Genomic DNA, 18,811 nt, shown 5'->3' with positions numbered 1-18,811 from the left:
AACCTCTCACCATCTACAGTGTTTTTTTACACCAAATCTATGACCCATACAAAAACCACATTCCCTAATTTTGTATTCTCCACCTTCGATAACTATCGCCTTTCCATTTATTAAAGCATCGGCTATTTTCTTCCTCCCTTCGGTTAATAAACTCCACAGAACTCTTCTTGATATACCCATTAACTTAGCAGCTTCTTCCTGCGTGTAGTCGAGGTAATCAACCAACCTAATAGCCTCTAACTCATCCACCTTTAACACAACCTTATCCAATTCATTAAGGGAAATTCCTTGTGGCTTAAATATCCTAAATTTTGGTTCTTCAGATACAAATCTTGGTATTTTTGGTCTCCCTCTTCTACCCATAAAATCTCCTCATATTTATGGCATATTTACAATTATTCCTTCAATAGGGATTTCAATTATTGTATATTTACAATCAGCCAATTTTTCATCAATTATCCTTTCAATTTCTATGAGGTTGCTTTCATTAACAACAGTTCCAATTAAAACAGCATTTTGTGCTAAATCATTAACAGCCCTAATAGCCATCTCTGGATCTTCATCCAACAAAAATCCTTGCCAATCTTGAGGAGACATCCCTTTGTAATCATATAAGAAAAATCCAGTTATCCCCCCTTCTGATAATGCATTTATCGCCTTTCCAACATTTTCACTTTCAACAAACAAATATAAGAGGACTTTCATTCATTTCACCTTTAAACCCTATGGACTTTAATCTTTAATATTGGAATTTTCATTACTGTCCATCTCTCATTATTCATTCTTTCTTTTAATAGCTCTTCTATTTTTTTAGCTTTTTCCTTTTTAACCACCGTTCCAATAACCACTGCCCTATCTGATTCTTTATCTATAATCTCATAAACCTTATCAACATCGTCAAATTCTTCCTTACTCAAATTTAAAAATTTGTCTGGAGATAATCCTCTAAATTTATGTAAGAAAAATCCTGTAATTCCTGCTAACGTCATAATGTTTATTGCTTTTCCAACATTTTTTTCTTCAACGAACAATTTAAACAAAACTCTTTCGGTCATAATATCCCCCTTATGTGGAAAAGTTATAATCTAATGTTAAAATTGTAAAATATAAAGTTTTTCATTTAGTTTTTCTAATGCTGTTAATATTGATAATATAATTATTTTTAGGTAAATAGGCCAAACTTTTTATAAAAAATAGAAAATAGAGTAAAATCGATATAAGAGCTATTCTCTCAAAATTTCTGCCAATAATTTTGGAATATCAGATATATTTCTTGCTACATAAGCTCCTGCATCTTCTAAAGCTCTCATTTTACTTTCAGCAGTTCCTTTTCCTTTTTCAACAATTGCTCCAGCATGACCCATTCTTTTTCCTTCTGGGGCTGACTGCCCAGCAATATATCCAATAACTGGTTTTTCCATATTTTTTATAAATTTAGCTGCCTCTTCCTCAGCTCCTCCACCAATCTCCCCAATCATAACAATTGCTTCTGTTTCGCCATCCTTTTCAAATAAATCCAAAACCTCCCTATACCTTAATCCAACTATTGGGTCTCCTCCAATCCCTACGCAGGTTGAAACACCAAATCCAGCTTTTTTTATTTGGTGAGCTATTTCATATGTTAGAGTTCCACTTCTTGAGACAATTCCAACACTACCTTCTTGCAAAACTTCCATTGGTATAATCCCAAGCTTTCCAACTTTTGGAGAAGCAATTCCTGGAGTGTTAGGGCCTATAATCTTTACTCCTACTTCCTCAGCATAATTTACAAACTCCATTGTATCGTGAACTGGAATATGTTCAGTAATAACAACTATCAAATCAATTCCAGCGTCTATTGCTTCAAAAACAGCATCCTTAGCAAATGGAGCTGGAACAAAAATTACTGATGCATTTGCATCTGTCTCTTTAACAGCCTCTTTAACTGTATCAAACACAGGAACTCCATGAACTTCTTGTCCACCTTTTCCTGGTGTAACTCCTCCAACGATTTTTGTTCCGCATTCTAACATCTTTTTTGTATGAAAGCTTCCCTGCCTCCCAGTAATCCCTTGAACTATTGCTCTTGTATTTTCATCCAATAAAATCATCCTTACCCCTCATTGAGTTTAAGTGTTTATTGTCAAACGTATTGAGCTAAACCAATATAAAAGTATCTTAGATAACCGTAAAATTTATATAACCCCTTTTACTTTTTATATGTGTCGTTGAAGAACCTTCACAGTTTATATATTGATGCGGGGGTGTGGTGTAGCCAGGTCTATCATCGGGGACTCCAGTTGCCTATAGGGCGCTGGACCACGGCAGGAGAAATCCCTGGACCTGGGTTCAAATCCCAGCACCCCCACCATTTTTTACCAAAATTGTTATTTTTTTATTGTTTTATTTTTTCAAAAATTAATCTATAAATTTGGATACACTTGTGAAAATAACTTCGATAGGTGTCGAAATTGGACGAACTTGAGGTTATATCTCAAAATATATTAATGTTAAAAAAATTCTACACCAACGATGAATGGAAAAATAGGCTGAATTCTTTAGTGGACAGGATTATAAAAGCTAAAAAAATCTTTGTTTTTGGCGTTGGAAGGAGCGGATATATTGGAAGATGTTTTGCAATGAGATTAATGCATCTTGGCTTTGACTCTTATTTTGTTGGAGAGGCAACAACACCTTCATATGAAAAGGATGATTTGCTAATCTTAATTTCAGGCAGTGGTAGAACAGAAAGTGTTTTAACAGTTGCTAAAAAAGCAGCTAAAATAAACAACAATATTGTTGCTATTGTATGTGAATGCGGGAATGTTGTGGAGTTTGCTGATATAACAATACAGTTAGATGTTAAAAAATCAAAATATTTGCCAATGGGAACTACTTTTGAAGAAACAGCATTAATATTCTTGGATTTGGTTATTGCTGAGGTTATGAAGAGATTGAATTTGGATGAAAGTGTGGTAATAAAACGCCACTGTAATTTGCTGTAAAATAACAATATTTATATAAGAATTTGAGAAACTTAATTTAATTAAAAGTGAGTAGGTGGAATTATGAAATTTGGATGGGTTAATGTCGTTGGAGATGATTGGGAAGATAAAAAAGAGATTGTAACAATGGCTTTGGAATCATCAATTCCTGTTGTTGTTGCTCAGCCAGATGATATTGAAAAAATCAAAGAACTTGGGAATATTAAAGTAGCCTCTCATTCATTAGATGCAGATATCGTATTAATAAATAAGGACGATGACATAGAGTTTCTAAAAGAAGCTAAGAATATGGGGAAAGAGACAGCTATATACATACCAATAGAATCAAAAGATGATGAAGAATTTGCTTCAGAGGTCGCAAGGTTTGGTTTTGTTGACAATATTATTTTAGAGGGGAGGGATTGGACAATCATTCCATTAGAAAACTTAATTGCTGATTTATTCCACAGAGATGTAAAGATTATTGCAAGTGTAGATTCAGTTGATGAGGTAAAAGTAGCTTATGAAATATTGGAGAAAGGAACTGATGGAGTTCTTTTAACTCCAAAAAACTTGGAAGATATAAAAGAATTATCAAAATTAATTGAAGAGATGAATAAAGAAAAAGTAGCTTTAGATGTGGCAACAATAACAAGAGTTGAACCTATAGGAAGTGGAGATAGAGTTTGTATAGATACATGCTCATTAATGAATATAGGAGAAGGAATGTTAATCGGCTCTTACTCAAGGGCTTTATTCTTAGTTCACTCCGAAACTGTAGAAAACCCTTACGTAGCTACAAGACCATTTAGAGTCAATGCCGGCCCTGTTCATGCATACATATTATGCCCAGGAAATAAAACAAAATATTTAAGTGAATTGAAGGCAGGGGATAAGGTTTTAATTGTCGATAAGGACGGAAATGCAAGAGAGGCTATAGTTGGCAGAGTAAAGATTGAGAGAAGGCCATTAATTTTAATTGAGGCAGAATATAAAGGAGATATTGTTAGAACTATATTACAGAATGCTGAAACAATAAGGTTGGTTAATGAAAATGGGGAACCAGTATCTGTTGTTGATTTAAAGCCAGGAGATAAGGTTTTAATAAAGCCAGAAGAACATGCAAGACATTTTGGGATGGCAATAAAAGAGACAATCATTGAAAAATGACTATTTTACCTTTTTAGAAGATAATTTTCTATTTTTCCTATTTTGGTGAAATCATGGAGATAAAAATAGGAAAAGTTGAAAAAAGATTAAATGAAATAATTGAAGAAGAGGGAGCTGTTTATTTAACCCTATTAGATCCAGAAGAGGAGAATATTGAAGAGATAGCTGAAAAAGTTAAAGATTACGCTGATGCAATAATGGTTGGAGGTAGTATTGGCGTAGTTAATTTGGATGAGGCAGTTAAACAGATAAAAAAGATAACTAAGCTTCCAATAATCTTATTCCCTGGAAACGTTGATGGACTTTCAAAATATGCTGATGCAGTATTTTACATGAGCTTAATGAACTCCTCAAACACCTATTGGGCAATAACAGCTCCAACTTTGGGAGCTATAACAATTTTAAAATACAATTTGGAACCAATACCAATGGCATATCTCTGCATAGAGCCGGCAAAAAAAACTGCCGTTGGTTATGTTGGTGAGATAAGAGAGATTCCACAAAACAAACCAAAGATAGCAGCGATGTACTGTTTATCAGCAAAGTTCTTTGGGATGAGATGGGCTTATCTAGAGGCTGGAAGTGGAGCTCCTTATCCAGTAAATAATGAAACCATAAGTTTGTCAAAAAAGCTTTCTGGAATTAATATAATTGTTGGTGGAGGAATTAGAAAGCCAGAAATTGCATATGAAAAGGTTTTAGCTGGAGCTGATGCGATAGTTACGGGCAATTTGTTGGAAGAAAATCCAAATGCTGTTGAGATGATGTATGAAGCGATTAAAAAAGCTGGAAAAGAAAAGCTGAAAAATAGATAACAATATTTATTCTTATTACTGATTATTTATTTTGATTTTTTAGCTACAAATCCTATGTATGAGGCAAAGTTTTTAAAAAAGCTTTTGTAAAGAAATTTATCCAATGGAGAGTTTGTAATATTTGCTCCAAATGTATAAATTATTTCAAAACCTTCTTTTTTTAAAGCTTCTTCAACTTCCTTAAAATCATAGAATCTTGTTTTTACTTTTATTTTTTCTCCTTCAACTACTTTTGTTATAGTTCCTTTCCTTTTTTTCATGGCATTTTTTACTTTTTTAAAATTTCCTTTTAAAATATTTTTGATAATCCATTTCATGTCATAGATGTTTGCCACAGTAAATATAAAAACTCCATCATCCTTTAAAACTCTATTAACCTCTCTCAAAGCCCTATTTATATTGCAATGATTTAAAGCTCCAAAAAATGAGATTGCTTTATCAAAGCTCTTATTTTTAAATGGGAGGAATTCAGCGTTAGCAACAACTACTGGCTTATTTGTTTTTTTATTTGCTATTTTAGCCATTTCTATTGATATGTCTAATCCAATGGCATTCTTTAAAATTTTTAACTGTTCCCCAGTTCCACAACCAATATCTAAAACAAAATCATCATCTTTAATCTCTCTCTTTATAATTTCCCTTTCCACAACTCTCATATACTTGTTTTTATACAAATTATCATAACTCTTAGCTAACTTGTCATAATAATCTTTAATTCCCATATTCTCACGATAAAAGATTGATTTATGATGATTTTAATCTAAGAGGCTTTATGAAGGGTTGAAAGCCCTTCCTTAATGCATCTGTTTTGGTCAAGCTTTTTCTAAAAGGTTGGGAGGGAGATGATGATAACTGTTGCAACTGCTGAATGCTTTACACATGCAAATATAGGCTTAACAATTCATAAAGCAGCCGCTGGTTATGAAGATTTTGAATTTAAGTATTTATTTTCTGATGAAGATTTAAAATTAGTGAAGAACGTTAAGATCATAACTGCCATGTTCATACCCTCAATTATAGGGGCTGAAAAACTCTTAGATATAAAACTTCCAGAGCCAGATTATAGCTATAAGTATGCAAAGGCATACAGCGAAGAGAAGGATTTAATTGTTGCTAAATTGATGGCAGAGGTGTTGAAGAAAAAGTTAAATGTCAATATAGCCATTGGAAGCACTGCAGGAGTTGGGAGGGGAGCTATTTGCATAATAACAGACAAAAACTGCCATTTATTTACTTCAGATGTCTATGCAAACTTAATAACATTTGAAAATGTTAAAGAGAGGCAAAAAAATGGCATCGAGATAGGGATAAAAAAGTTCTTAGAGATTTTGAAGGAGGAATATTTTATTTAACTCAACTTTTCCCTGAGGATAACTAAAGAGTTATTTTTTATTTTATTTTCATCAAATTTTTTTATATATATTCCATCTAAATAATTTAACAGCTCCCTACCAATCTCTCCAACAAATATGTATTTGCAATTAAACTTCTTCAAAATATCGGCGAGTTTCTTAACATCAATTTCCTCACACACAACTCCAAAATCTCCTCCTATATAGATATCCCCATCAAAAACTTCTAAGAAATCTTTTATAGCATAATAAATAGCTTTAATATCCAAACCAGGGTTGATATTTTTAACTAAAAATTTTTTATCGATTTTTTTAATCTCCATTCTGTTTTTTATGGTGAAGGTTTTTAGTCTTTCCTTTATTTCATCAATATCAACCAAATTTTTACAAATCTCTATTGCAAATAATGAATTTTCTACAAAATGCAATCCAAAGACATTTTTATTAAATTCAAAGACCTTTTCAAAATATTTAAATTTTAACGGATATTTGTTTAAAATCTCCGCCTTATCAACATCTATAACATTTAAGCATTTATGTTTTATGTTTAGGTTGTATTTCTCAATATCTCTCTTATTTACAAAAGAGGTTTCAGCATTTTTTAAAGAACTGAATTTTGCGGTTAGTGCGTCTCTCCTTCCACCCGCTATCTTATAATTTTCTAAGACATTGGTTATGGCTCCATACTTACATTTAATTAACCCCAAAGATGTTTCAAATATGAAAAAATCGTATTTATCAACATCTAAGTTGTTTAAAATCTTTAAAATAGTTGGTGGAGCAATGGAACCAAAATTTGAGTTATGTAAATAAGTTGAATATTTTTCTTTTAAAATGTGGTTTATAAGTGTTGTCGTTGTTGTTTTGCCTTTAACTCCAGTTATGTTTATTATTTTTTTATGGACATTTCCAAATTTTTCTTCTAATATCTCAGAAACTGCATCTGTGAATGGGATAAAATTAACATCTATTGGGCAGTGTATTGGAGCTATAATTTTATCGTATTTTTCAAAATCTGGATTTTCAAAAAATAAATTTAACCTATTTCCAAATTTTTCTTTTAAGTTTTGATATTTGATTTTAAAATCCTCCGATTTTTTTATTTTTTGATAAATATCCCATACATCAACGTTATATCCTAAATTTAAATACTCTTCAGCTAACTGCAAAGCTCCATGATTTACATCAACAATCAGCATAAAAAACACCATTAAAAATGAAATAAAAATGAAATAAATTTGTATTTTAGAGCATGTTGCTTCTAAATAAAGCTATAACAAACCTCGTTCCTTCTCAACCTTTTAGTAAAAGGTTGCTCGAACAACCTTTTAAGAAAAGGTTGATCAAAACTTATGGGTATACCAATAGGGCGTGAGTCCTATGGTGCGTTGATCAAAACGGATGCATTAAGGAGGGGCTAAAGCCCCTCATAATGTCTCTTAGTTAAAGTGGAGTTGCCAAAGGCAACTCCGCTCTGGGTATAGCAATAGGGCGAAGCCCTATGCATGTATTGCCTCGCTACGCTCGGCAAGGTCTCTTAGGTTATTAAATTAGCTTACACTACCCTTAAATAAAGCTATTACGAACCTTGTTTCTGCTTTATCCAACTCCTCTAAAGAATTTCCTTCAATTATAAATGTATTGTTTATTTTTGTTATTGTTGCATTGTTTTGGGTTTTTATAATCTTTATAACCATTGTTTTATTGTTGTTCATTAAATATTCACTCTCGTTTATTTTAAGTTTATCTGTTGAGCGTTTTCCATTTGCAAAGAAACTTTCCACAGTTACAGTTGAATTATTTCTCTCTAGCTCAACAACTATGTTGTGAGGGTAAAATTGGTTGAACCATTTTAATTTTGTTACCAAATCAACTATTGCTACCCCACCTTCAGCTGGTTTTAAACTCATATTCCCGTATATGTAAATCAACATCTTTGAGCGGTAATAGTTGTAAATCTCATCGTCAGTTGTGTTTATCAACTTCACGTCTTTTGCTTCGCCAACTGTTGCCCTTAACGGAATCTCTACAGGAGTTCCATTAACCTCAACCACTACGCTCTTTTTTAAGTCATTTAAATTATTGTGGCTGATACACATGGAGGTTGAGGTTATCAATACGAGTATTCCAAAAATTAACAGGAGCTTTTTCATCTTCTCACCGAAACTTTTGTAAAAGTTTCATTAAAACGGATGCATTACTTCCGTAAGGGAGTAATGCCTCTTAGATACAGTTGGAATTAACATAGTGAATCTCTGCTCTAAGATACATCAACAGGACTTTGTCCCTAGGTATTACTTTTTTCATTTTTCCCTTCTCTAATATAATCGTATGCATAATAAATTATTATAAACAAAATTACCAAATACCAGTATTCTTTAACGAATATTGATAAATATCCAATATATGGGATTACTAAAGGATACCCATTTATAGTTATAACTCTTTTCTTTATTTGATTAACTGAAACAAGCTCTGGATCATGAATTTTGTTATTATCTCCTTTTATAATAAAGTAGGTTTTATTATTATACTCAACCTTATCAATAACTCTATGTATCACAGGCCTTGTAGGGCTTTCTGTAATCTCTGCCTCTAATATTTTATAAACTCCTTTATCTGTTTTTAGCTCTCCCAAAACTCTTATTTGTATATCTTTAGCATCCCCTTCCTTAAATATGTACAAGGTTTTATTATTGGATATTATGTGATAATGAGGCCAGTGAGCTTTATAAACTACAATATCTCCAACATCAACATTTTGTGGGTTGAATTCAAATCCTGCATTTTCAACTACAACCAAATCTCCTCTCTTCATAATAGGATACATACTGTTAGATACAACAACATTTACATGGCTCCAAATTAAAATTAAAACAATTAAAAATATTATCCATTCAACTACATCCTTTTTACTTATTTTTAGATTAATAATTCCACCTCTTTAATATAAATATATGTTTTTCATCATTCTTGGAATTAATGCCATTATAACACTATCTCTACACAAATCTTTCCTTGTTATGTTGTTGTCAGTTAAATAACCAATCAAACCAATATTTTTTCCAATATCTTTAATACCTGATATTTCTTCAGCTGTCTTTCCCCCTTCAATACCTTTCAAAACATTTTCAGCAACAATCTTTGGATATTCAAAGCCTTGAGATAAGCCTACTGTCTCTTTAACTCCATCAAACACAACACATACGTGGATATCTATATAATGCCCCCCAACCTCTATTAAACCTGCCTCTATCCCAACACCATAAGAACATTGAACCTTTTCAAATGCATTTTTAGCCCTATTCAAAGCCCCCAAATACGTTTCCTCTAAGCCAATTGGGTGTGATGAGACATTACTATCCACATCAACCCCAATAACTTCTACAGCCCCTAAAACCTTCTCAAAACCTTCCTTAACCGCCTCTATCTTTACTGGGTTTGTAGAACCAACAGCAACAACTCTAAACTTATGTCTTGCCATACTCAATTTTTTTGCCTCTTCAATGCATTTTTCATTTTTGCATAAAAACTTCCCAAATAGAAAAATCTCTGCTTTTTTACCACAAATTTCACATTTCTTATTTTCAAAGTCCATGATGATTCCTCCAAATAATAAGTTCAGTAATCTATGAAACTTTTAGTAAAAGTTTCATCAAAATAATTTTCCCCAGGCTTTTCTTAAAAGGCTGATATGGTTAGTAATCTATATATAACATTACTAAAAAGATAGCATCCAATATAAATTTTTATAACTTTTGTATGCTTATTATTTTTTACATCATTTTTACGAAAACACAAATAAAGAGGGGATTTTTATGGCTAAAAAAGATAAAAAAACTAAAAACGGAGGAAATCTCAGATGTCCAATTGTATGTGTTTTAGGACATGTAGACCATGGAAAAACGACGCTTTTAGATAAAATAAGAAAAACAAGAGTGGCTAAAAGAGAAGCTGGAGGGATTACCCAACACATAGGGGCGAGTGAAATCCCAATAGATGTTATAAAAAGAGTTTGTGGAGATCTATTAAATATGCTAAAAGCAGACTTAAAAATCCCTGGATTGTTAGTTATAGATACTCCTGGACATGAAGCATTCACATCTTTAAGAAAGAGAGGAGGAGCTTTGGCTGATATAGCCATTTTAGTTGTTGATATAAATGAAGGATTTAAACCACAAACTATTGAGGCAGTTAATATATTGAGGCAGTGTAAAACCCCATTTGTTGTTGCAGCAAATAAAATTGACCTAATTCCAGGGTGGAACTCTAAGGAAATGCCTTTCATATTAAACTTCAATGAAAAAAACCAACACCCAAATGCATTAACCGAATTTGAAATAAGATTGTATGAAAATGTAATAAAACCATTAAATGAGCTTGGTTTTGAGGCAGATTTATATTCAAGAGTTCAAGATGTAACAAAAACCGTCTGTATTGTTCCCGTTTCAGCAGTTACTGGGGAAGGGATTCCTGATTTATTAATGATGGTTGCAGGTTTAGCCCAGAAGTTTTTGGAGGATAGATTAAAACTCAATGTTGAGGGTTATGCAAAAGGGACAATATTGGAAGTTAAAGAAGAGAGGGGATTGGGAACAACAATCGATGCAATAATTTATGATGGGATTGCTAAGAGAGGAGATTATTTAGTTGTTGGATTGCCTGATGGTGTTTTAGTAACAAGAGTTAAGGCATTACTAAAACCAAAACCATTGGATGAGATGAGAGACCCAAGAGACAAATTTAAGCCAGTTAATGAAGTTACAGCGGCAGCAGGAGTTAAGATAGCGGCTCCTGATTTAGATAAAGTTATAGCTGGCTGCCCTATAAGGATTGTTCCAAAAGATAAGATAGAGGAAGCAAAAGAGGAGGTAATGAGAGAAGTTGAGGAGGCAAAGATAGAGGTTGATGATGAAGGTATCTTAATAAAAGCAGATACTCTTGGTTCATTGGAGGCATTGGCTAATGAGCTAAGAAAGGCAGGAGTTAAGATTAAAAAGGCAGAGGTTGGAGATGTAACTAAGAAGGATGTTATTGAAGTTGCCTCATACAAGCAGAGTAATCCATTGTATGGGGCGATAGTTGCATTTAATGTAAAGATTTTGCCTGAAGCTCAGAAAGAGATTGAGAAGTATGGAATAAAAGTATTTGTAGATAATATTATTTACAAGTTGGTTGAGGACTTTACAGAATGGGTTAAAAAAGAAGAGGAGAGAATCAAATATGAAGAGTTTGAAAAACTTATTAAGCCAGCTATTGTTAGGATTTTACCTGACTGTATATTTAGGCAGAAAGACCCTGCAATTTGTGGGGTTGAAGTTCTATATGGAACTTTGAGAGTTGGAGCTCCATTAATGAGAGAGGATGGAATGCAATTAGGATATGTTAGGGAGATAAAAGATAGAGGGGAGAATGTTAGAGAAGCAAAGGCAGGAAAAGCTGTTTCAATAGCTATAGATGGAAGAGTTGTATTAAAGAGGCATGTTGATGAAGGAGATTATATGTATGTTGCGGTTCCAGAAAACCACGTTAGAGAGCTCTACCATAAGTATATGGATAGGTTGAGAAGTGATGAAAAAGAGGCGTTATTAAAATACATGGAATTGATGCAAAAACTAACAAACAACATATTCTGGGGAAGATAATTTTTAGATTATCTTTTTTTATTTCAATGCAAAAATATAATAAATGATAATTTTGAAGATTAACTATTATAATTTTGATGTAAATTTTGTGGTGGAATATATGGCAATTGGAACTCCTCTTTTAAAAGGTAGTGTAAAATTTTTGTTGTTAGGGAGTGGCGAATTAGGAAAAGAGGTTGTTATTGAAGCTCAAAGATTAGGTGTGGAGTGTATAGCAGTTGATAGGTATCAAAACGCCCCAGCTATGCAAGTGGCACATAGAAGTTATGTTATTGATATGAAGGATTATGATGCGTTGATGGCAGTTATTGAGAGGGAGAAGCCAGATTACATTGTTCCAGAAATTGAGGCAATAAATACAGATGCATTAATAGATGCTGAAAAAATGGGTTACAATGTAGTTCCAACAGCTGAAGCTACAAAAATAACCATGAATAGGGAGTTAATTAGGAGATTAGCTGCTGAAAAATTGGGGTTGAGAACCGCTAAATATGCCTTTGCAGATTCTTTGGATGAGTTGAGAGATGCTGTTGAAAACATTGGCTTACCATGTGTTGTCAAGCCTATCATGTCTTCATCTGGAAAAGGGCAGAGTATTATTAGAAGAGAAGAAGATATTGAGAAAGCTTGGATAACTGCTAAAGAAGGGGCAAGAGGTTTAGGGAATAGAGTTATTGTTGAGGAGTTTATAAACTTTGATTATGAGATAACCTTATTAACTGCAAGAACTGCTGAAGGAACAAAGTTTTGTGAGCCAATTGGACATATTCAAATAGATGGAGATTATCATGAAAGTTGGCAGCCCCACAACATGTCTGATGAGTTGAAAGAGCAAGCCCAGAAAATAGCTAAGAAAGTAACTGATGCTTTAGGAGGGTATGGAATTTTTGGAGTTGAGTTGTTTGTTAAAGAAGATGAGGTTATATTTAGCGAGGTTTCTCCAAGGCCTCACGATACTGGAATGGTTACAATGATAACTCAGGAGATGAGTGAGTTTGAAATTCACGTTAGGGCTATTTTGGGTCTTCCGGTCTCTACAAAACTCATTCATCCAGGAGCAAGTCATGTAATAAAAGCTGAGATAAATAAATACGCTCCAAAATACTACATAGAGGAAGCTTTAAAGGTTCCAAATACGAAGTTGAGATTGTTTGGTAAGCCAAATGCAAAAATTGGCAGAAGAATGGGTGTTGCTTTAGCTTATGCAGATTCTGTAGAAAAAGCGAGGGAATTGGCTGAAAAGTGTGCTCATGCAGTTAAAATTGAGTAAAACTTTTAAACAAAACTTTTTTGACTTACATTTAGTCTTAGTTTTAGATTATATTCTTATTTCTTAGATATCTTTTTTAAGAAGATTTCCAATAATTTATTGCTATTTGGCGAGGGGAAGTTTTATGATGGCTCTTATCTCCCTTATCTTGGTGATAACACTTTCCTTGATAATAATTAGAATAGGTGCCACAGCCCTTGAAATGACGGGTCTTTCAAAGGATGTGGCAGCGTTTCAAGCTCAATCAGCATTTACTGGAGCAGGATTTACAACTGCCGAAAGTGAATATGTCGTTTCACATCCAGTAAGAAGGAAGATAATCAGAATTTTAATTTTATTGGGTAATGCAGGTATATCATCAGCAATAGCAACACTTGTACTGACTTTTGTAGGAAGTAGTAAGGCAGAGGCTACCAGCTATTTAATAATCTTAGCCATCAGCCTTGGAACGCTCTATATAGTTTTTACATCCAAAAGAGTCGAGAGATGGATGAAAAAGTGGATTAGATATTTTCTTCAAAGAACCTTTCCTCAACTTAGGATTTACGACTATAACCAACTACTTGGCATAATTCACGGCTACTCAATATCTCAAATTAGGGTTAAGAAAAATAGTTGGTTAGCCAACAGAACTTTAAAAGACCTCGAATTAAGTAAAGAAGGAATTTTAGTTCTCGGCATCTATAGGAAAGTTAAGAATGAGGAGAAATACATTGGTTCTCCAAGGGGGGATACTTTAATTAAACCGGGAGATGTGTTGGTTTGCTATGGTCAGGAAAACGCTTTGTTAAATCTCTCACGAAGACTTAAAGGAAAGAAAGGAGATAAAGAACACGAAAAAGCAGTAAATGAAGCAGAATTAAGGAGAATTGAAGAGGAACAGGTTTTATACGAGGGCTAAAAATATATATGTATATTTAAGTTGTGTATTCAGCATTTATCCTAACATATTCGTAGCTTAAATCACATCCATAGCAGATATTTTCAAACTCTCCCATTTTTAAATCAACGACTATTTTTATTTCATCACTTTTCATAATCTCTTCAGCTTTTTTTAACTCTGCAGTTCCTTCATCAGCTAATGGAACCCCATCTTTAACCAAATAAACTTCATCTTCATAATTACTCAATAAAACATCAACAATTTCTGGATTAAAATCTGCTCCACTGTATCCTACAGCTGCAACAATCCTGCCCCAGTTTGGATCTCCTCCAAAAACAGCAGTTTTGACCAATAGGGAATTAACAATAGCTTTTGAGGCTTTTACAGCATCTTCTTCACTTTTAGCTCCTCTAACCACAACTTCCATAAACTTAGTAGCTCCCTCCCCATCTTTAACAATCATCTTAGCAAGCTCTCTACAAACAAACAATAAAGCATTTTCAAACTCCTCCTTACACTCTTTGTAATTAACTCCACTCAATCCATTAGCTAAAATAAATACAGTATCGTTTGTTGAAGTATCTCCATCAACGGATATGTTGTTGAATGTCTTATCAACTACTTTTTGTAAAACAGTTGTTAAGCTTTCTTTATCAATCTCTATGTCTGTTGTTATGAAGCAGAGCATTGTTGCATGTAACATGTTTGGAGCTATCATTCCAGCTCCTTTCGCTATCCCTCCAACTCTAACAACCTTTCCATTAACTTCAAACTCTACAGCTATCTCTTTTGGCTTTGTATCCGTTGTCATTATTGCCTTAGCTGCATTTATTGAGCTATTTTCCTCCTTAATTAAATTATAAACTTTATTTATTCTATCTCTTATTATTTCCATGTTCATCTTTCTTCCAATAACACCAGTTGAGGCTACTAAAACATCATCTTCGTTAATATTAAAAAGCTCGGCAACTAATCTCTGCATCTCCTTAGCGTCTTCCAATCCATCTTTTGTAAAACAGTTGGCATTTCCACTATTTGCAACTATAGCCCTAAATTTATCTTTATTTTTTATTAGCTCTCTTGATAAGACTACTGGGTGAGCTACAACTTTGTTTGTTGTAAATGTTCCAGCACCTACTGCCTCTTTTTCAGACACAATTATAGCAACCCCATACTTGCCCTCTTTGTATCCATTTGCCTTAAATCCTTTTGGAGCTACAATTCCACCATCAATAATCTTCATGTTTTCACCTTACTCCTTCTTCAGCTCAATTAAAGCTATCTTTTCCAAAACTCTTTCAACAACATTTCCAAATCCTTTAATACCAAAAACTTCTCTAATTAATCTTTCCTTATCCTCATTAATTTCTAAGATAGAGTCATCTATTTCTCCACCGATAAGCTCATGAATCTTTTTGAATATCTCCTCATCTTCGCATATTAAACAAACATTTCCATCTTTAGCACCAATAATTTTTATTGCTTCGTGTATTTGCCTCTGCCCAGAAGCTCTAACCAATATCTCCATCCAAAAATTCCTTGCTATCGGTTTTTTTGTTTTTGCCTGATTTATAGCATGTAAGACATGTTTTTTTGTGGCTATCAAATCGGCATTCAAAATTTGAAATTCTAGATCTAAATTAAAAATATCGTTGCTTATTTTAGCTCCTCTAATTCCTTTGACTATCATGATTACCCCAATATCCTTTTTTATTGTATTTTATTACTTTAACACAGTTTTCATCATCGCTGTCGATAACCTTAACATCTTTCAGAGATTTTAAATTCATAGCCTCTGCTGTCTTTTCTATGCCAGGTTTTTTGTCAGTATCTAAATAAATTACGTAGGCATCTAACTTTGGCAGCCCCAGTTTGTATGCAGCAACTGCCCTATGATGCCCATCAACTAATATATAATAATCTCCCCTCTTTGTTTTTATTGCAATTATAGGTTCTGCTAAACCTTTTTTTAGCTCATACATTCTACCAACCAACTCATCGGCGTGGATTTTATTCTGTGTAGGTCTTAATTTATTAACATCAATTTCTTCCTTCTTAACTTTTAGATTATATCCTAAGTTTTTGTAAGTCTTAACTATGTTTTCCAACTTTGTAGGTGTGGTTTTTTCTATTTGAGACCTAATAACGTCCATATTTGATATAATTCCAACTAAATTATTTTCTTTATCAACAACTGGCAGTTTTGAGAAACCTGTTCTGAACATTATTCTACCAACGTCCATTATATTTGCCTCTGGATGTGTAACGACCATATCTTCTCTTTTAGTCATTACATTCTCTACTTTCTCATTATCATCTTTACCTACAATGTCATGAACTGAGACAATGCCTACTAATTTTCCATCTTCTACAACAGGAAATGAATTATGTCCTGTTTCTTTCAATAGTTTAATAACATCTTTAACTGTATTATCTTTTGATACTGTGACTACCTTTTTTGTCATGTATTCAGAGACCTTTACTGACATATGACCATCCCCTAAATTTAGTTCTTATTTTTATTGATAATTTTATACAATCCTATTTATTTAATCTCTCCTCTTAAAGCCTTTTGTAATGAAGTTATCAAACCAGAAATAAAGAATAAGACGGAAAATACTATTATAAACTTTCCAGCATCTGTTTTTGGCGTTATATCTCCATAACCTACTGTCGCTACAGATATCACTGTGAAATAAAAGGCATCGAAGAAATTATTTATAGATGGATTTGCTTCTGATTCAGCAACCCATACTAAGCATGAGGAAATAAAGCAAAATATAAATATTGTTAAAAAGTTCATCAGTGCAGGATTCTCCCCTACTCGTTTTAATTTAATTATCCTAAGCATAACTAAAATTCTTATTAAGTTTATAACCCTAAGTCCAAACAATGCCTTTGAATAAAATATCTCCAAAGAGTATAGAAGGAAAGCAATAATAACTATGGCATCAACAATATTATAAACATCTTTAAAAAATTCTACCCTGCTTTCAGAATAATAAAAGTTGTATATAATCTCAAAAGTGAAAAATATTATGGATATATAATCCAACTTTATGAGTAAATCTTGATAAGGAGGGTTATACGTTGAGAGAATAAATGAGGCTATAATTTCAAACGTAAAAATTAAGCTCAATACCTCAATTATTTTTTTAAATTTTTTGTCTTTTAACCTCATTTATATCACAATTTTAGGGGGATACTATGGAAATTGGCATTTTAGATATAATTGGCTCCTTACCACTATTTGAAGATTTTGGCAATCTGCCAACAAAGATTATAGATGAAAAAAACTACAAAGAAATTAAGAATTTGGATGCTTTAATAATTCCAGGAGGTAGTTTGGTTGAAAGTAAATCATTAAATGATGATATAAAAAAAGAGATAATTAACTTTGATGGGTATATAATTGGTATTTGTAGTGGATTCCAAATCTTATCAAAAAAAATAGATATTGGAAGGAAAAGTAGTGTTCCAATATTTAGAGAGGGTTTAAACTTATTGGATGTTGAATTTTATCCGTTAGTATGTACTGATAGGGTTGAATTTAAATTAAAAAAATCGATATTTGGGGAAGGGATTGGTAGAGGATTCCACTGCCACACTTATGGAGATGTTAGAATAGTTGATAAAGAAACAAAAATTTTAACAGTTTCAAAAGTTAAAAAGCTAAATTATAAATTGGGAGGAGAAAAAGAAATTATTTCAGGGGCTTTCAAGGGAAAGGTATTTGGAACAATGGTCCATAACTTCTTAGACAATGAATTTGTTAGGGAAAATTTTTTAAATCATTTGGGAGTTAAAAAAGATGAAAAGGAAGAGATATTTGAAAAAAACAAAATTATAAAAGAGGAGTTAAAAAGAAGGGCTTTAAAATATAGGCTAAATCCAGAATTAACAAAAAATGAAATAAAAAAGGATAATAAAAAAAGAGGGATTGTTTTATTAGCTACTTCTTCAAATAGCGGGAAGACATTTTTAACCACTGCTTTATCTGCAAAATTAAATGGAAGGGTTTTTGTAGCTAAGATTGGAGGGGATGTTAGGGATATAGTTCCAGCCCTTTATTTGTTAAGGGAGAAGATGACAAAATACAACAGTATAAAAATTGGAGAGAGAGGATGGGTTGATGTTTCTGAGTTTTTAGATTATGTAAAAAACTCCAACTACGATTATATAATTGTTGAAGGAGTTATGGGGGCTTTTACAGCTGCATTAAAAAACCTCTCCTCTTACCAAATTGCCAAAAAGCTTGGATTTCCAGTTTATGTAGTAAGCCCTTGTAATATATCTGGAATAGAAGGGGCTTTTGTTGAAGCAGTAGCTTATTACAGCTTACTTAAAGATATTGGGATTAAAGTTGAGGGTATCATTTTAAATAAGGTCTATGATTGGAAAATTTTTGATAAATTAAAAAGTTTAGCTAAAAAACATAACATAAAGCTCTACGGTGTTGGAAAAGTAGCTGATGAGGGTAGGGGATTAATCCCAGAGGTGGAGATTGATTATGAAAGTTTCTGCAGGAATGCCTTTAATGTTGATTTAAACATAGATATTCCTGAAATTGAAATAAATAATAATATAAATGATGAAGATTATAACTTTATTGAGAGGTTAGATAGTTGGATTAGGAATATAATGCTAAAAAATAAATAAAAAATCTAAAAAATCAAAATAAAAGTAAAAATATAAAATACAATTTAGCGTGGG

The 18,811-nt window shown here is 32.7% G+C and carries 21 protein-coding genes and 1 tRNA gene; 9 read left to right on the top strand and 13 right to left on the bottom strand.

Annotated elements, in window-relative coordinates; genetic code table 11:
- Positions 1 to 6 precede the first annotated feature (6 nt).
- From MEFER_RS01895 to sucD, 4 genes are all read right to left on the bottom strand, one after another.
- Complete coding sequence (locus MEFER_RS01895; protein ID WP_015790952.1) at positions 7 to 363, bottom strand: DUF134 domain-containing protein; 357 nt, start codon at positions 361 to 363, stop codon at positions 7 to 9.
- A gap of 15 nt (positions 364 to 378) precedes the next feature.
- Positions 379 to 705 (bottom strand): MJ1244 family protein, encoded by a 327-nt coding sequence (locus tag MEFER_RS01890; protein ID WP_015790951.1) that lies wholly within the window; start codon positions 703 to 705, stop codon positions 379 to 381.
- Positions 706 to 716: 11 nt separating this feature from the next.
- Positions 717 to 1,055, bottom strand: a complete 339-nt coding sequence (locus MEFER_RS01885; RefSeq protein ID WP_015790950.1) for an MJ1244 family protein — start codon at positions 1,053 to 1,055, stop codon at positions 717 to 719.
- 168 nt (positions 1,056 to 1,223) lie between these two features.
- Positions 1,224 to 2,090 carry a succinate--CoA ligase subunit alpha gene (gene sucD / locus MEFER_RS01880; protein ID WP_015790949.1) on the bottom strand — a complete coding sequence of 289 codons (867 nt, stop codon included), beginning with the start codon at positions 2,088 to 2,090 and terminating at the stop codon, positions 1,224 to 1,226.
- 149 nt (positions 2,091 to 2,239) lie between these two features.
- Here sucD and MEFER_RS01875 point away from each other — a divergent pair.
- The 4 genes from MEFER_RS01875 to MEFER_RS01860 all read left to right on the top strand — a co-directional run bounded on the left by MEFER_RS01875 (position 2,240) and on the right by MEFER_RS01860 (position 4,948).
- Positions 2,240 to 2,350, top strand: a tRNA-Trp gene (locus MEFER_RS01875).
- A 100-nt stretch (positions 2,351 to 2,450) separates the two neighbouring features.
- Complete coding sequence (hxlB, locus tag MEFER_RS01870) at positions 2,451 to 2,984, top strand: 6-phospho-3-hexuloisomerase (RefSeq protein WP_015790948.1); 534 nt, start codon at positions 2,451 to 2,453, stop codon at positions 2,982 to 2,984.
- A gap of 63 nt (positions 2,985 to 3,047) precedes the next feature.
- Positions 3,048 to 4,133: a 3-dehydroquinate synthase II gene (locus MEFER_RS01865; RefSeq protein WP_015790947.1), complete on the top strand. Its 1,086-nt coding sequence runs from the start codon at positions 3,048 to 3,050 to the stop codon at positions 4,131 to 4,133.
- Between the two features lie 53 nt (positions 4,134 to 4,186).
- Positions 4,187 to 4,948: a geranylgeranylglyceryl/heptaprenylglyceryl phosphate synthase gene (locus MEFER_RS01860; RefSeq protein ID WP_015790946.1), complete on the top strand. Its 762-nt coding sequence runs from the start codon at positions 4,187 to 4,189 to the stop codon at positions 4,946 to 4,948.
- Positions 4,949 to 4,974: 26 nt separating this feature from the next.
- On the opposite strand, the gene MEFER_RS01855 is transcribed toward MEFER_RS01860, so the two are convergent.
- Positions 4,975 to 5,670: a class I SAM-dependent methyltransferase gene (locus MEFER_RS01855; RefSeq protein WP_015790945.1), complete on the bottom strand. Its 696-nt coding sequence runs from the start codon at positions 5,668 to 5,670 to the stop codon at positions 4,975 to 4,977.
- A gap of 123 nt (positions 5,671 to 5,793) precedes the next feature.
- Between MEFER_RS01855 and MEFER_RS01850 the strand changes: the two genes are divergently transcribed.
- Complete coding sequence (locus MEFER_RS01850) at positions 5,794 to 6,300, top strand: UPF0254 family protein (RefSeq protein ID WP_015790944.1); 507 nt, start codon at positions 5,794 to 5,796, stop codon at positions 6,298 to 6,300.
- On the opposite strand, the gene cfbE is transcribed toward MEFER_RS01850, so the two are convergent.
- From cfbE to yjjX, 4 genes are all read right to left on the bottom strand, one after another.
- Positions 6,297 to 7,499: a coenzyme F430 synthase gene (cfbE, locus tag MEFER_RS01845; protein ID WP_015790943.1), complete on the bottom strand. Its 1,203-nt coding sequence runs from the start codon at positions 7,497 to 7,499 to the stop codon at positions 6,297 to 6,299. The genes MEFER_RS01850 and cfbE overlap by 4 nt on opposite strands.
- Before the next feature lie 351 nt (positions 7,500 to 7,850).
- Positions 7,851 to 8,453, bottom strand: a complete 603-nt coding sequence (locus MEFER_RS01840; RefSeq protein ID WP_048056276.1) for a hypothetical protein — start codon at positions 8,451 to 8,453, stop codon at positions 7,851 to 7,853.
- 134 nt (positions 8,454 to 8,587) lie between these two features.
- Complete coding sequence (locus MEFER_RS01835; RefSeq protein ID WP_211204171.1) at positions 8,588 to 9,130, bottom strand: S26 family signal peptidase; 543 nt, start codon at positions 9,128 to 9,130, stop codon at positions 8,588 to 8,590.
- 114 nt (positions 9,131 to 9,244) lie between these two features.
- Positions 9,245 to 9,898 carry an inosine/xanthosine triphosphatase gene (gene yjjX / locus MEFER_RS01830; protein WP_015790941.1) on the bottom strand — a complete coding sequence of 218 codons (654 nt, stop codon included), beginning with the start codon at positions 9,896 to 9,898 and terminating at the stop codon, positions 9,245 to 9,247.
- A 220-nt stretch (positions 9,899 to 10,118) separates the two neighbouring features.
- Between yjjX and infB the strand changes: the two genes are divergently transcribed.
- The 3 genes from infB (at position 10,119) to MEFER_RS01815 (ending at position 14,116) form a co-directional block, all read left to right on the top strand.
- Entirely contained in the window at positions 10,119 to 11,945 is a 1,827-nt protein-coding gene (gene infB / locus MEFER_RS01825; protein ID WP_015790940.1) for a translation initiation factor IF-2, read from the top strand.
- A 100-nt stretch (positions 11,946 to 12,045) separates the two neighbouring features.
- Complete coding sequence (purT, locus tag MEFER_RS01820; protein ID WP_015790939.1) at positions 12,046 to 13,215, top strand: phosphoribosylglycinamide formyltransferase 2; 1,170 nt, start codon at positions 12,046 to 12,048, stop codon at positions 13,213 to 13,215.
- A 124-nt stretch (positions 13,216 to 13,339) separates the two neighbouring features.
- Positions 13,340 to 14,116, top strand: a complete 777-nt coding sequence (locus tag MEFER_RS01815; RefSeq protein WP_015790938.1) for a TrkA C-terminal domain-containing protein — start codon at positions 13,340 to 13,342, stop codon at positions 14,114 to 14,116.
- Positions 14,117 to 14,132: 16 nt separating this feature from the next.
- Here MEFER_RS01815 and argJ read toward each other — a convergent pair whose 3' ends face one another.
- The 4 genes from argJ to mvp are packed head-to-tail and all read right to left on the bottom strand — an operon-like array spanning position 14,133 to position 17,279.
- Positions 14,133 to 15,341, bottom strand: coding sequence for a bifunctional ornithine acetyltransferase/N-acetylglutamate synthase (gene argJ, locus MEFER_RS01810; protein WP_015790937.1), 1,209 nt, complete (start codon positions 15,339 to 15,341; stop codon positions 14,133 to 14,135).
- 9 nt (positions 15,342 to 15,350) lie between these two features.
- Positions 15,351 to 15,788 (bottom strand): KEOPS complex subunit Cgi121, encoded by a 438-nt coding sequence (gene cgi121 / locus MEFER_RS01805; RefSeq protein ID WP_015790936.1) that lies wholly within the window; start codon positions 15,786 to 15,788, stop codon positions 15,351 to 15,353.
- Positions 15,769 to 16,587, bottom strand: coding sequence for a CBS domain-containing ParB/RepB/Spo0J family partition protein (locus MEFER_RS01800; RefSeq protein WP_015790935.1), 819 nt, complete (start codon positions 16,585 to 16,587; stop codon positions 15,769 to 15,771). The genes cgi121 and MEFER_RS01800 overlap by 20 nt, the downstream gene beginning before the upstream one ends.
- A 56-nt stretch (positions 16,588 to 16,643) precedes the next feature.
- On the bottom strand, positions 16,644 to 17,279 hold the full coding sequence (gene mvp, locus MEFER_RS01795; RefSeq protein ID WP_015790934.1) for a hyperpolarization-activated voltage-gated potassium channel: 636 nt from the start codon (positions 17,277 to 17,279) through the stop codon (positions 16,644 to 16,646).
- Between the two features lie 26 nt (positions 17,280 to 17,305).
- Here mvp and MEFER_RS01790 point away from each other — a divergent pair, with 26 nt between their 5' ends.
- Entirely contained in the window at positions 17,306 to 18,757 is a 1,452-nt protein-coding gene (locus tag MEFER_RS01790; RefSeq protein WP_015790933.1) for an AAA family ATPase, read from the top strand.
- Positions 18,758 to 18,811: the final 54 nt, after the last annotated feature.

It is taken from the genome of Methanocaldococcus fervens AG86 (assembly GCF_000023985.1).
Taxonomy (GTDB): Archaea; AGJL01; Methanococci; order Methanococcales; family Methanocaldococcaceae; genus Methanocaldococcus; species Methanocaldococcus fervens.
The sequence above is the reverse complement of the archived record's forward strand: the minus strand, read 5'-3'. Positions and strand labels throughout refer to the sequence as shown.